12 protein-coding genes are annotated in these 14,311 nt (G+C 28.8%); 4 read left to right on the top strand and 8 right to left on the bottom strand.

The genetic code is table 11. The features are described from left to right. Positions 1–15: 15 nt before the first annotated feature. Complete coding sequence (locus tag TY07_RS04365) at positions 16–1,110, bottom strand: FecCD family ABC transporter permease (RefSeq protein ID WP_042395888.1); 1,095 nt, start codon at positions 1,108–1,110, stop codon at positions 16–18. A 199-nt stretch (positions 1,111–1,309) separates the two neighbouring features. Here TY07_RS04365 and TY07_RS04360 point away from each other — a divergent pair, with 199 nt between their 5' ends. Both TY07_RS04360 and TY07_RS04355 read left to right on the top strand, forming a co-directional pair. Continuing rightward, a complete protein-coding gene (locus TY07_RS04360) occupies positions 1,310–2,104 on the top strand; it encodes an AraC family transcriptional regulator (protein ID WP_042395885.1) in 795 nt (264 codons plus the stop codon). Positions 2,105–2,122: 18 nt separating this feature from the next. After that, a complete protein-coding gene (locus TY07_RS04355; RefSeq protein WP_042395883.1) occupies positions 2,123–2,482 on the top strand; it encodes a metal-dependent transcriptional regulator in 360 nt (119 codons plus the stop codon). 157 nt (positions 2,483–2,639) lie between these two features. On the opposite strand, the gene TY07_RS04350 is transcribed toward TY07_RS04355, so the two are convergent. From TY07_RS04350 to pflB, 7 genes are all read right to left on the bottom strand, one after another. Then, positions 2,640–3,836 (bottom strand): MFS transporter, encoded by a 1,197-nt coding sequence (locus tag TY07_RS04350; RefSeq protein WP_042395881.1) that lies wholly within the window; start codon positions 3,834–3,836, stop codon positions 2,640–2,642. Positions 3,837–4,382: 546 nt separating this feature from the next. Continuing rightward, complete coding sequence (locus TY07_RS04345) at positions 4,383–5,864, bottom strand: glycoside hydrolase family 32 protein (RefSeq protein WP_042395879.1); 1,482 nt, start codon at positions 5,862–5,864, stop codon at positions 4,383–4,385. Between the two features lie 96 nt (positions 5,865–5,960). Beyond that, positions 5,961–7,418, bottom strand: coding sequence for a sucrose-specific PTS transporter subunit IIBC (locus tag TY07_RS04340; RefSeq protein ID WP_042395876.1), 1,458 nt, complete (start codon positions 7,416–7,418; stop codon positions 5,961–5,963). A gap of 215 nt (positions 7,419–7,633) precedes the next feature. After that, a complete protein-coding gene (locus TY07_RS04335) occupies positions 7,634–8,614 on the bottom strand; it encodes a LacI family DNA-binding transcriptional regulator (protein WP_042395873.1) in 981 nt (326 codons plus the stop codon). A 261-nt stretch (positions 8,615–8,875) separates the two neighbouring features. Continuing rightward, positions 8,876–9,829 carry a glycoside hydrolase family 53 protein gene (locus tag TY07_RS04330; protein WP_042395870.1) on the bottom strand — a complete coding sequence of 318 codons (954 nt, stop codon included), beginning with the start codon at positions 9,827–9,829 and terminating at the stop codon, positions 8,876–8,878. A gap of 196 nt (positions 9,830–10,025) precedes the next feature. Beyond that, the gene (pflA, locus tag TY07_RS04325; protein ID WP_042395867.1) at positions 10,026–10,820 is read right to left on the bottom strand and encodes a pyruvate formate-lyase-activating protein; all 795 of its coding nucleotides are present in this window, start codon (positions 10,818–10,820) and stop codon (positions 10,026–10,028) included. Further along, positions 10,786–13,038: a formate C-acetyltransferase gene (gene pflB, locus TY07_RS04320; RefSeq protein WP_042395864.1), complete on the bottom strand. Its 2,253-nt coding sequence runs from the start codon at positions 13,036–13,038 to the stop codon at positions 10,786–10,788. The genes pflA and pflB overlap by 35 nt, the downstream gene beginning before the upstream one ends. A gap of 755 nt (positions 13,039–13,793) precedes the next feature. On the opposite strand from pflB, the gene TY07_RS18810 reads away from it, so the two are divergent. Next, positions 13,794–13,982, top strand: a complete 189-nt coding sequence (locus TY07_RS18810) for a hypothetical protein (RefSeq protein ID WP_311776461.1) — start codon at positions 13,794–13,796, stop codon at positions 13,980–13,982. Then, positions 13,960–14,208 carry a hypothetical protein gene (locus TY07_RS18805; protein ID WP_316320599.1) on the top strand — a complete coding sequence of 83 codons (249 nt, stop codon included), beginning with the start codon at positions 13,960–13,962 and terminating at the stop codon, positions 14,206–14,208. Before TY07_RS18810 ends, TY07_RS18805 begins: the two co-directional genes overlap by 23 nt. Positions 14,209–14,311 lie beyond the last annotated feature (103 nt).

The following is a 14,311-nucleotide window of genomic DNA, read 5'->3' as shown; positions in this document are numbered from 1 at the left end:
TTCAACCTCTATTTGTTATTTAAAACTGTTACTTTTTTTAATTAATATATAAGCAAAAAATGGTGCACCAACTAATGATGTTATTATTCCAATAGACATTTCCGAATTTGGTATAATGATTCTTGCTACAGTATCAGCTATCACTAAAAATATACTTCCTGATAAAATACAAATTGGCAATAACTTTTTATGATCTGCTCCTACTAATGAACGTACAATATGAGGAATAACTAATCCTACAAATCCAATAACACCACAAGCTGAAACCAATACTCCTGTAAGTATAGAAATTAAAACCATGTATATCTTTCTTTTTTTATTTAAATTCATTCCTAAAGTAATAGCTGCATCATCACCAACTAGCATAGTATTTAATAATCTTGTCTGAGTTAAAAAATATGCACAGCAAATGATAGTTATTATCAACGGAGTTGTTATAGACTCCCATTTAGCCGATGCTAAAGATCCCATAGTCCAAAATTTTACACTTTGCATTCCTTCAGCATCACTTGCAATAGATATTATAAAGTTTGAAAAAGCTGTACAAAGGGCATTTATTACTGTACCTGCCAAAATTAGCTTAGTTGAAGATGTTTTTTTATTAATTGATGCTAATCTTAACACCATAAATGATGCTACCATAGCTCCTAAAAAGGACCAAAATGCCACACCAGATACATTAAATAAAGAAAAAGCCCTAACCCCCAGCATAATTGAAAAAGTGGCACCTAATGATGCTCCAGATGATATACCTAATATATATGGTTCTGCTAACGGATTTTGAACACAAGCTTGCATAATACATCCACATAGTGCTAAACCTGCTCCTACTACTGCCCCTAAAATTACTCTTGGAAAACGTATAGACCAAATTACATTGTATGCAGAACCTTTAGTTAATATTTCAGCATTTTCTGCCCCAATACCCAAAATTTTATAACATAAAATTTCATATGCTGTTTTTATATCTACCTTAAATGCTCCTATTGAAACAGCAAATACTACAGATACAACTAAGGCAATAATAAGCATGATTAATATGAAATAATATCTTCTTTTATTACCTTTCAAGTCTTTTAAACTATTTTCATATAAATAATCTATAATCATAACCTCCAATTCAAAACATATTTTCTTAAGTTAGCAATCGCTAACCTTAAATTAGTATATATCTACCCTTTTAAAAAAAGAATACATAATTCTATAATATAATGGACAATTATTAAATTTATTGACAAAAATTTTTACATTATCTATAATTCTAATATAGTTAGCATATGCTAACTATATAGAGAAAGGGGAACTTAAGATGGTTAATGATAAGCATTTATTAGCAAAAGAATTTTTATTTTTATCCTCTGATGATATTAATATAAGTAAATTTATCAAGTTACCTAATGATACCATGACTTATGAAACTACGCGTTCTGCTTTTATAATTCCCATTAGTGGAAAATCTGAAATTTGCTTTTCTAACCAAAAATTTATAGCAGAGCCTGGTAAAATTATACATGGATGTCCACATAAAAAGGTATCCTTTAATGTTATTGGAGATGATCCTTTTCATCATATAAATATTTATTATTCTAACTACTCTGAAAAAGGTAATTATTCTAATTCTACATTTGAATTTTTTATTGATAACTTTATTCAACTCACTTCATTGCTAGAAGAATTTTACCTAATTTGCAGTAGTTCTAATTTAAAGAAACAATTAAAAAAAGAAGTAGTTTTTCAATCATTAATTTCTACTATGTTTTCTACTCCCAATTCTATTAATTCACAAAAAGAGATGATTGAAAACTCTGTTCAATATATTAAAGAAAACTACTGTTACCATATTACATTACAAAGTCTAGCAGATAGATATAATAAAAGTCCTGAACAATTCTCTTATCTCTTTTATAAGTATATGAGAATTAGGCCTATTGACTATATTATCCAATGTCGCCTAAAAAAATCTTTTGAGATGCTAAAAGGTGGCTATAAGGTTCATGAAGTTGCTTCATATATTGGCTACGACGATCCATATTATTTTAGTAGATTATTTAAAAAACATTTTGGTTTATCACCAAGCCAGATCATCAAATCAAAAACTTATTAGTGAAAAGAGAGATTTAATATGCATGAATCAAGAGAAAATTATCTAGAAACAATTTTTATATTAAATAAACGAAATGGAAAAGTAAGATCTATAGATATTGCTAAAGAACTTGGTTTTAGTAAACCTAGTGTTAGTAGAGCCGTAGGCCTATTAAAATCTAGTGGTTACCTCGATGTTCTAGACGATGGCTCTATTATATTAAATGAAGTTGGTCTTAAAAAAGCTCAAAGTATATATGAGAGACATGAAGTCCTTACTCTTTTTTGTGTAAAAATTTTAGGACTTCCTCATGACATTGCTGAAAAAGATGCATGTAAAATGGAACATATAATTAGTGATGAATTATTTAATGCTATAAAGAAATTTATAAACTTATAAATTTCTTTATATATTCTTGAATAACCGCTAATTTATTACATTCTTTATAACTAGTAATTAAATTAATATTCTTACCCATAATCGAATAAAAAAATCAAAAGATAATAAGTAAATGTTATAAACACATCTTATTATCTTCTTCCTTTATATATAATATTTAATTATTTGAAATAACTTTATCATATCTTATTTTTGTAAAAATAGCACAAAATATTCCAACTGCAAATATGATCATAAGAAAATAAAATACATGTAAGATATCATAATATTTTAGAATTATTCCTGTTAATGCTGGAATAACTGCTGATGCTATTCCTCCAGCTGTAGAAACCATCCCTATTGTTGCACCCTTATTTTCCAAAAAAAATTCACCCATTGTAGTTTGAGCCATTTGTAACACTCCGGCTGACGATAATCCAATTAAAGTAAAACCTATTTTTGTAACTATTTCTATTCTTATTAATAATACCAACACAAGTGAAATTATTCCTATTATTGGATATATAACCAGTACTAATACCAGCTTTATTGTCTTTTGTAAAAGTTTTGCTAATATAAAAACTGAGATAAGAGATCCTATACTATAATATGTTATTAATTTTAAAGAATTTATTTGACTCATCCCTAAAATATTTTGACCATAAGTAGGCATCCATATTTGAAATGCTGTATATATAGCATTAGATGTAAATCCTATTATTATAATAGTTATTCCCTCTTTTTTTAACACTGGTTCTGAAATAAAATTCTTTTTATTTAATATTTTTCCATCTTCAGATACTTCTGTTTGATTTGCCTTAGGAAATTTTCTAGTAAACAAAAATAAACCATTTATAAGATACATTATCCCAATTAAGAAAAATGTATTTCCATAAAACATATTTCTATTGACAAAAAATGCTATTATTATTGGTAACATTATACCACCAATTGCTATGAAGGCCTTTACTACAACAGTTGCTGTTCCTGGAGTTTTTGGAAAACATTCCATTAAGGAAGGATAACTTGAAGAATCTACAAAAGCATGTGATAGTCCTGCAAATACTGATAGTACTAAAGCCATTCTATAGTCATGTACAAAAGGTATACCAAATAAAAAAATTATTTCAAATATTGGAGATAAGCACAAAATACGCTTTCTCCCAAATTTATCTGATAATCTTCCACTAATATATACTGTTGCTGAACGTACTAACCCTTCTATTGAAATTAAAAAAGTAATCCCTGCTACATCTGTATTTAATTGATTTATTACAAATTCCATATTTGATGAAAGTAAAATAAGAGCCATACCTAGCATAAAATAACTCATGTATATTCCTAGCCCAGTTGTAAAATATTTACTTCTAAACATAATCATACTCCTCTTATCTCAAAATTATCCATAAAATTGTATATACTAATTTAATTTACAACCTCAGAATTATTTTAATCAAACTTTGTTTATTTTTTAACATTGTTATGTATAAGATTATATCAAAATTTATAGCATTCAACTAATATAAATATAGTATTTAATTCATAAATTTTATCTATATTTCTTAAATATTCCTATAATATTATATTTACTAATAATAGACTCTTCAATGCCGGACTTTATACACTTATTACTGACTTGACATTAATAGTACACTGTCGTGTTAATATAAATCATAAGTATAGTAAATCTGAAAACAAATAATAAATTATCTAAAAATGCCCTATAAGAAATCCACACAAGCGTATAACAAAGTATCATATGTATGTTTACACTATAAGATAATAATATTATTCTTTTAAAAATAGAGGTTTTCGCATTAGTAGATAAAAAATATACTTGCGATAACCTCTTACTTTTCTTTTATATACTAAATATTATCTATTAGCCAATCAATGGATTGTATTAGTACCTATATATTAATTATTTTAAGTAATTAATCTTCCATAAATCAATATCTACATTTGCTTGTCCATCAGCAAATACAGCAACCCCATTACTTGCATCCTTTGTAAATATTCTTGAAGTAAATACTTCTTCTCCATCATTAACAAAAATCTCAACTGAAGAAACATCTACAAATATTCGCACTTTTAAACTCTTTTCATTATATTCGCATCTTCTTTCTGTACCATATTCCGTTGCAAATACTTCTCCTGATTTACTTCTATCTAATACTAACTTTTTATTTTCTATATCGTAATAAAATACAGTTTCACTATCAATTCCTTTTCTTAATTTTATTCCCACATATCTACCAGTAATATTATTAAAGTTACAAATTAATTCATATGTTTTTTCATTGAATCCAACTATATCTTTTTCCTCATTACTCAATTTATATGAGCACTCAATCTTTTCTCCTCTAAGAAGCTCTAATTCTTTTACTGGTTTTTGAATTAACTTATCACCTTTTAATTCTAACTCTCTAGGTATAGTCAAGCAATGAGCCCATCCATTTTTATCAGTAGGGTAATCTATTTCTGGTAATCCCATCCATCCTATTAATATTTTTCTTCCTTCTTCATCTTCAGTAGTTTGAGGTGCATAAAAATCAAATCCTCTATCTAACTCATTAAACTCCCCATGCTTAAATTCACCATTAGAAAAATCAATTTTATCACCTATTAAATAACCAGCTTGGAATATATTTTGATATTTATCTCCATCTACCTCTAAGCCTTGTGGAGAAAATATAAGTACTCCTTTATTATCAAAGCGTAAATAATCTGGGCATTCCCACATAAATCCATTACCAAAGAAATCTGTTTTTATTTCTCCTTTAAACTTCCAATCTAATAAATTATTTGATTCATAATATACTATAGTTCCTAAATTTTCTTTTCTTTCAGCTCCAATTAAGCAATAATATTTGTCATTATCTTTGAACACTTTAGGATCTCTAAAATTATCTGTATATCCATTTGGTAAATCCTTTATAACAGCTTCACTATTCTTTGTTATTTCTCCATTACTGTCCATTATAGCTAAACATTGATATGGATGTCTTATCCATTCTTCATTTCTTGTATTTCCTGTATAAAATAAATGAAGTTTATTATTTTCAACTATACCACTTCCTGAAAATGCTCCGTGACTTTCAAAGTGTTCAGTAGGAATTATTCCAACTCCACAATCTTTCCAATTAACTAAATCCCTTGAAGAAACATGATACCAATGCTTTATCCCATGAACAGGCCCTAATGGAAACCATTGATAAAACAAATGATATTCACCATTATAATAAGAAAATCCATTAGGATCATTTAACAGTCCTGTAGTAGGCTGAATATGAAACTTTTGTCTATATGGACAACTCTCTACTACCTTTTTTAACTCTATTATTTCTTCATTTGATACATCTAAAATTGTTCTATATCTCTCTTCTCTTGTCCACTCTTTCATATTACTTCTCCTCGTCTAATATCTTATAATTATTTATTAATTACAAAATAGAAGGCATTAGTATACTACTAATTCCTCCTATTTTTTAAAACACTTCTATGCAGCTACTTGCTCATCATTTGTCACTTGTTTTTTATTCATAAACTTTGCTATAACAATTGTTGATACAACAGCTACAACCATTGAAAGTATCATTGCAATTATATAGTTTACTATAGATGTAGGTCTAATTGATATAATTCCTGGTAATCCAGCTGCCCCTGGAGATATTGCAAGAACTTTTGTAAGCATTACATAAGCTGATCCAACTGCTGATCCTATCATTGCTCCAAAGAATGGATAACGTAACTTTAAGTTAACACCAAATATTGCTGGTTCAGTTATTCCAAGTAAAGCAGATATACCTGATGCTGATGCTATTCCTTTCATCTTGTTATCTTTTCTTAAAATAAGAAGTACTGATAATGCTGCTGCACCTTGAGCTACATTTGACATTGCTGCAACTGGAAATATAAATGAGCCACCTGTAGTTGCTATATCTGCTAATAATTGAGTTTCTATAGCTACAAAGCTGTGATGCATACCTGTAATAACTATTGGTGCATATAAGAATCCAAATATTGCTCCCCCTATTGGTCCTAGTGTATTTATTAACCATAGTAATCCTGATGTTATTCCATCACCTAATCCTCTCATTACAGGTCCTATAACAACAAATGTTAATATTCCAGTAATAAACACTGTAAATAAAGGTGTTAATAAATTATTTAGTACTGAAGGTATAATCTTATGCAATGTCTTTTCAACCTTAGCTAAAACGAAAGCTGCTGCTAAAACTGGAAGTACAGTTCCTTGGTATCCAACCTTAGCTATAGTTAATCCAAATATATTCCATACTGGTACAGTTCCTTCTACAACGGCTGCACCATAACTATAACCATTTAATAAATCTGAATGTATCATAAGTGCACCAATACAAGCACCTAAATACGGATTTCCTCCAAAAGCTTTTGCTGCTGAGAATCCTAAGAATATTGGTAAAAATGCAAATCCTGTATTAGCAAATGTATTTATTAATTCTGCTAAATCCTTAAATTGTGGATATGCTTCTACTATAGATTGTCCCTCAATAAATAATCCTTGAGATGTTAATATATTATTTATTCCCATTAATAATCCTGCTGCAACTAATATTGGTAGTATAGGAACAAAAACGTCAGCTAAAGATTTTAATAATCTTTGTAATGGATTTAGTTTTTTATCTGCTTCTTTCTTTAGTTCATCCTTACTTCCTTCTTTAATATTAGCTAAGTTTATAAACTCTTTATAAACTTCATCAACAACACCTGAACCTAAAATTACTTGAAATTGACCTGATGTATTAAAGCTTCCCTTAACCGCTGGCATTTCTTCGATTTCTTTAACATTTATCTTCTCATCATCTTTAAGTACTAATCTTAAACGTGTTGCACAGTGTGCTGCACTAACAACATTTTCTTTTCCACCTATATTGTGTAAAATGTTTTCACTAATTTGTTTATAATTCTTACTCATTTTAGTCCAACCCCCCGGTTTTTATATTTTTACACTTTTGAAACGTTTCATTTTCTATGTTTATTATACTAATACGTTTTCATGTATTCGTCAATATATTTTTATAAAAAAAATTAGGATTTTACTTTTGTGAACTTTAGAACACTTTTGATAAACTATTTAACCCCTAAATTTCATTTATGCAAAACCCTAAAATTTTACTTTATAAATACTATTTATCTCTTTGTTGTATATCCATTTATAAAACTAATCGGCAAAATTATTTCTTTTTCAACTTTATTATTTTCTATAATATTTATCAATGACTTAACAGCTTCTTTTGCTATAAGTTCCACTGGTTGCCTTATTGTTGATATTTTTATGATGTCATTAACCGATGACTTACTTCCATCAAATCCAATTACCTGAACATCCTTCGGAACATCTATATTACATTCTTCTAACTTATGTATAAAATCCAATGCTTGCTCATCAGTTACAACAAAAACTCCTTGTATTTTTATATCTTCTTTAAAATTGTTAGCTATAAATTCATTTAATAACTTATCAAATTCCTTAGATGATCCTAATATTTCACATATTTCATAATTTATATTATGTTCTTTACAGTAACTTATAAAACCATCTTTTCTTTTTCTGGTTGCATTGTTTATCTTTGAACCTCTACCTATATATGCAATTTTTCTACAGCCAAATTCAACTAATTTTTCTGCAGCAAGCCTTCCTCCTTCAAAGTTATCACTTGATATATATGTTATATCCTTTGAAAAATATCTATCAATACTTACAAATGGAATTTTTTCAGAAACATATTCATCTATATCACTATATGTTATAGCTATAACTCCATCCATTTTGTTTTGCTTTGCCATAGATATATATTCTATTTCAGCCTTATCCTCTTTATTAGAATTACAAAGTATCATCTTCATTCCGGCTTTTCTAAGATTCTTCTCAATATTATATGCTAATTCACTAAAGAAAGGATTCCATATAGTAGGTAAAATAAGTGCAACAGTATTAGTTCTATTAATCTTAAAACCTCTTGCATATATATTAGGCTCATAATTTAATTTCTTAATAGCTTCCTCTACTTTTTCTTTTGTACTTGGTTTAACTTGTACATTATTTATTACATTTGAAACTGTTCCTACGGATACACCAGCTTCTTTTGCAACATCCTTAATTGTTACCATATACTTTTCTCCTTAGCTATTTATTAATCATAAACTTCTCTTTTTAAATTTTGTTTAAATCCTTGGTTTTATTATATACAATTATAATAATTTCCTCAATCGTAATACATACTTAAAATATACTTTTATTTTGACTCTTCTCTATATATTAACAAAGCCTAGGCTATAAAAACCTAGGCTAAAATAATTCATAATAAACTTTTTTTCATATTTTTATCTTATAAATAATATATTCCCTCTTCTTATTTCTAATAAACTATATTAGTCTATAAATGCATCTAATGCCTTTGAAGGCTTTCCATCATTTCCCCATGCACTTAATTTATATTTACTCCAACTAAATGCACCTTCTGGTTCCCAATAAAAAACTCCCAATCCTTTTCCTTGTGGAATTTCCCTTACTCTTTCTATTACTTCTTTTAACATATTGTAAGTGTCTTCTACCTCTGTATCTTCTCCACCTATTTCACAAACCATAACTTCTTTTTCATATCTATCTATATATTCATTTAAATTATTCATAAGATTATCTATTGTCTCTTTGTAGTTTTTATTGACCCAATATGGATAATAAGATACTCCAATTACATCATATTTGCCACCATTAGCTGTATGATTATCAAAAAATTCTATAAATCTTTTTCTATCATCACCTTGGTCTAAATGTATTATTACCTTTGAACTTGGTAATACATCTTTAACAGCATCATATCCACTATTTAAAAGTTTTGAAAGTTTATCAAAGTTTTCTATCTTTCCTTCTGGCCATAACATTCCATTAGGTATTTCATTACCTACTTGTACCCATTCTGGATATATATTTTTTTCTTTTAATGCAATTAAAACTTCTTTAGTATGAGTACTCACATCATTAACCAATTCTTTAAAACTATGACTTTCCCATGCTTTAGGTTTAAATTGCTTTTCCGGATCTGCCCAATAATCACTGTAATGAAAATCTATCATTAATTTAAAGCCCATATTAATAGCTCGTTCTGCCATTTCTACCACTTCATCTTTACCACAGCGTCCATCTGTTGGATTAACCCAAACTCTTAATCTTATAGAGTTTATCCCATAGCTTTGTAATATCTTAAGGCAATCTTCTTCTTTTCCATTCTCATTATAAAATTTATATCCTTCATCTTCCATTTGCTTAAGCCAACCTACATCAGCTCCTTTTGCAAAACATATTTCTCTATTATAACCACACATACTATTCTCTCCTAATAAAACTTTTTATTTTATTAAAATAATAACATCTATATAAATAAAATTTTTAAGTAATATTATTGGATTATAGCAAAATATTGTTAATATTTCTATCAAAGCAATAAACCCGTACAAATTATTTGTACGGGTTTTACTTAACATGATTGGTATGGATATAATTTAATTACATATCACAAAATTATCGTGATAAATATCCATTATATTCACTTATATGAAGAAGCTTTTGGGCATTTTCTATTCTCTCTTTAGTAGGAGGTTCAACCCCTTTTAAAGGATAATCAATACCAAGTTGCTCCCATTTGAAAGTTCCAAGACTATGATATGGAAGTACCTGAACACGATCTACATTATTCAAAGTGTTGATAAACTCATTAAGTTTTCTTAATTGTTCATCATTATCACTTCCACCTGGTACAAGTACATGACGAATCCATACCGGTTTATTTATTTCTGATAAATATCTTGCCATATCAAGAATATTTGAATTGCTCCATCCTGTAAGTTTTTTATGCTTCTCTTCATCTATCTGTTTAATATCTAACATTACAAGATCTGTTACTTTCATAAGCTCATTAAATTTACTAAAGAAAGGTTCTTCTCTTGTAAATATACTTCCAGACGTATCAAGTGTAACATGAACGCCCTTTGCTTTAGCCTTTTTAAAGAATTCAATCAGAAAATCTATTTGAAGAAGAGGTTCACCACCACTTACAGTGATTCCCCCCTGTTTCTTCCAATAACTTTTATATTTTAATGCTTGAGACAAAAGCTCATCTGAAGTTTTTGCCTCACCACCATTCATATCCCAAGTATCCGGATTATGACAAAACTGACATCTCATATTGCAGCCCTTAAGAAAAGCAACAAAACGAATTCCTGGTCCATCAACAGATCCAAAACTCTCTATTGAATGAATTCTTGCTATATTTTTATCTAAATTAGATTTCTGCATGGCATGTTCTAGAAATAACATCAAGTTGTTGTTCTCTTGTTAAATCTATAAACTTAACTGCATAACCAGATACACGGATAGTGAAATTAGCATATTCTTCTTTTTCAGGATGTTCCATAGCATCTTTTAATTTCTCAATACCAAATATATTAACATTTAAATGATGTGGTCCTTGATCGAAGTAACCATCTAATACTTGTACAAGTTTATCAACTTGTTCTTCTTTATCTTGTCCTAATGCAGTTGGGTTAATAGTTTGTGTATTTGAAATACCATCTAAAGCCCATTCATAAGGAAGCTTAGCTACAGAGTTTAATGAAGCAAGTAATCCATTCTTTTCTGCTCCATAAGATGGGCTAGCTCCAGGCGCAAGTGGTGTCCAAGCTTCACGTCCATCTGGCATATTACCTGTATACTTACCATATACTACATTTGATGTAATAGTAAGTAATGATGTAGTAGGTTCAGAGTTTCTATATGTGTGTCTCTTTTTAATTTTGTCAAGGAATGACTTAAGAACATATATACCAATTTCATCAGCTCTATCATCATCATTACCGTATCTTGGGAAGTCTCCTTCAATTTCGTAATCTGTAACAATACCTTCTTCATTACGGATTGTTTTAACTTTTGCATATTTAATTGCAGAAAGTGAATCAATTACATGTGAGAAGCCTGCAATACCTGTTGCAAATGTACGTCTTACATCTGTATCTATAAGAGCCATTTCTGCTGCTTCATAATAATATTTATCATGCATGTATTGAATAAGGTTTAATATATTTACATAAAGACCAGCTAACCAGTCACTCATTCTTTCATATTTTTCAATTACTTCATCATAATCAAGATATTCTGATGTAATTCCTTTATATTCAGGTCCAACTTGTTTACCTGATTTTTCATCAATACCACCATTAATTGCGTAAAGTAAACATTTAGCAAGATTAGCTCTAGCTCCAAAGAACTGCATTTCTTTACCTGTTTGAGTAGCAGATACACAGCAGCATATTGAATAATCATCGCCCCATTCTGGTTTCATTGCATCATCATTTTCATATTGGATAGAGCTTGTATCTACTGAAATCTTTGCTGCATACTTCTTGAAGTTTTCAGGAAGTGCAGAAGAGTAAAGTACAGTAAGATTTGGCTCTGGTGAAGGTCCCATATTTTCTAATGTATGAAGGAAACGATAGTCGTTCTTTGTTACCATATGACGTCCATCAACACCTATACCACCTAATGCAATAGTAACCCATGAAGGATCTCCTGAGAATAACTCATTATAAGAAGTTATTCTTGCAAATTTAACCATTCTGCATTTCATTGTTAAATGGTCGATTAACTCTTGAGCTTCTTCTTCAGTAAGAACTCCGTTGTCAATATCTCTTTGTATATAGATATCAAGGAAAGTAGATACACGTCCTATTGACATAGCTGCACCATTTTGTGTCTTGATTGCTGAAAGATATCCAAAGTATAACCATTGAACTGCTTCTCTTGCATCCTTTGCTGGTTTTGAAATATCATAGCCATAGCTTGCAGCCATTTTTTTCATTTCTCCAAGTGCTCTATGTTGTTCTGTAATTTCTTCTCTTAGACGGATAACTTCATCTGTCATAGTTCCATCACCACAGTTAGCAAGATCTTTTGCCTTTTCTTCCATAAGGTAATCAATACCATAAAGAGCAACTCTTCTATAGTCACCTACTATACGTCCACGTCCATAAGTATCAGGAAGTCCTGTTATAATATGACTGCTACGAGCTTTTCTCATTTCTGGTGTATAAGCATCGAATACTCCTTGATTATGTGTCTTATGGTATTCAGTAAATATCTTGTGTAATTCTGGATTTGGTGTATATCCATAGTTTTCACAAGATTGCTCAGCCATTTTAATACCACCATATGGCATGAAAGCTCTCTTAAGAGGCTTGTCTGTTTGAAGACCTACTACTTTTTCAAATTCCTTTAAAGATTCATCAATATATCCAGGGCCATAAGCTGTAAGTCCAGCAACAACCTCTGTTTCCATATCAAGTACTCCGCCTTTAGCTCTTTCCTCTTTTTGTAATTCTTGCAATCTGCCCCATAGCTTATTTGTAGCATCTGTTGGATCTGCTAAGAAACTTTCATCACCATCATATGGTTTATAATTTTTTTGAATGAAATCTCTAACATTTATTTCTTCTTTCCATATTCTGCCCTCAAAACCAGCCCATTGTTCATTTTCCAACATGTTCATTCCTCCTTGTACGTATATACATATATTTTTACAATTTAACTATTAATTTGGTATAATGTAAACTTAAATTTTTGATAATCTATGTAGATTGTTTTATAAAATGCTCTAGTATTTAAAAATAATTCTTAATTGATTATCCATATAAAAATACTTGTACAAATATTATTACAAAATGATTCAAAAGAGTCGCTATAAAACAAATTCACTTTGTTATTTTTTTAACATTGTAGCCTATGCATTTCATAAAACTATACAACATATGATTGGAAAATTGATTTCAATAAATATATTACCTTATTATATATTTATTGTCAATTTTTTGATAAAAGTTGTGTATTTTCATTTTTTGTAAAAATATTACTATTTTTTTATTAATATTAACTCTTATACCGATTACATTGTATATATTTTTCATGAAACCCTATGCTTAATAGCAATTATGTGAAATTTAATATAAAAAGCTTTCCTTTTTTCATTAGTTCATTAACCAGTAAAAATGTACACTAACTAACGAAGATCTAACTAAATGGTATACAAATACTCAAACTTACTAAAGGTACCTAGAATCTAAAATTCTCTTTAAAACAACTTATTTTAAAGGGAACTCATCATCCTTTCTTCTTTTCCCTATTTTCTCTATTATAATAGTTTTACTATCATTTACTCTAGTTAGCATTTTAGTTCATACTTTTTTAATATTAGGTAATACTTTGATTATAATTATAAAACCAAGTAAGGAACTATAAATTATGACAGAAACAGAAAAAGCCTATATAGCTGGAATAATCGATAGTGAAGGAAGTATAATGCTTCAAAAATTTCACAAAAAAGAATACCCATCACTTTGTGTATCAATAGCTTCAACTACACTCGAATTATTAAAATGGATAAAAGAAACTATTGGAAAAGGTGTTATTGTTAAGAAAAAAAAATTATGATACTAAAAGACATCAAAACTGCTATAGTTACATAGTAAAACGTAATGATGCCATTAAATTACTTGAAGATATTTATCCTTATCTAATTATTCCAACTAAAAAGAGTAGAGCTCAATTAATACTTTTAAAATATAAGGCTGTAACCCCTAGAAATGGTAGGTATTCTGAAGAAATGCTTAAATCTAAGATTGATTTTTATAATGAATTTATTTCTATTAAGCAATAAAACCGTACAAATAATTTGTACGGTTTTTGTTTGTCTAATGACTAAAGCTTGGATACATTTTAATGTTATTTTTACAATTACACTAAACTGTATTCTGCTAAAA

The sequence above is a fragment of the Clostridium saudiense genome (assembly GCF_000577815.1).
Taxonomy (GTDB): Bacteria; Bacillota; Clostridia; order Clostridiales; family Clostridiaceae; genus Clostridium; species Clostridium saudiense.
Note: the sequence above shows the minus strand (reverse complement) of the source record. Positions and strands in the feature narration are given on the sequence as shown.

Excerpts from the sequence above, each read along its gene's own strand:
- TY07_RS04365 (WP_042395888.1), bottom strand. The coding sequence starts at position 1,110 with ATGATTATAGATTATTTATATGAAAATAGTTTAAAAGACTTGAAAGGT.
- TY07_RS04360 (WP_042395885.1), top strand. The coding sequence starts at position 1,310 with ATGGTTAATGATAAGCATTTATTAGCAAAAGAATTTTTATTTTTATCC.
- TY07_RS04355 (WP_042395883.1), top strand. The coding sequence starts at position 2,123 with ATGCATGAATCAAGAGAAAATTATCTAGAAACAATTTTTATATTAAAT.
- TY07_RS04350 (WP_042395881.1), bottom strand. The coding sequence starts at position 3,836 with ATGTTTAGAAGTAAATATTTTACAACTGGGCTAGGAATATACATGAGT.
- TY07_RS04345 (WP_042395879.1), bottom strand. The coding sequence starts at position 5,864 with ATGAAAGAGTGGACAAGAGAAGAGAGATATAGAACAATTTTAGATGTA.
- TY07_RS04340 (WP_042395876.1), bottom strand. The coding sequence starts at position 7,418 with ATGAGTAAGAATTATAAACAAATTAGTGAAAACATTTTACACAATATA.
- TY07_RS04335 (WP_042395873.1), bottom strand. The coding sequence starts at position 8,614 with ATGGTAACAATTAAGGATGTTGCAAAAGAAGCTGGTGTATCCGTAGGA.
- TY07_RS04330 (WP_042395870.1), bottom strand. The coding sequence starts at position 9,829 with ATGTGTGGTTATAATAGAGAAATATGTTTTGCAAAAGGAGCTGATGTA.
- pflA (WP_042395867.1), bottom strand. The coding sequence starts at position 10,820 with ATGTTATTTCTAGAACATGCCATGCAGAAATCTAATTTAGATAAAAAT.
- pflB (WP_042395864.1), bottom strand. The coding sequence starts at position 13,038 with ATGTTGGAAAATGAACAATGGGCTGGTTTTGAGGGCAGAATATGGAAA.
- TY07_RS18810 (WP_311776461.1), top strand. The coding sequence starts at position 13,794 with ATGACAGAAACAGAAAAAGCCTATATAGCTGGAATAATCGATAGTGAA.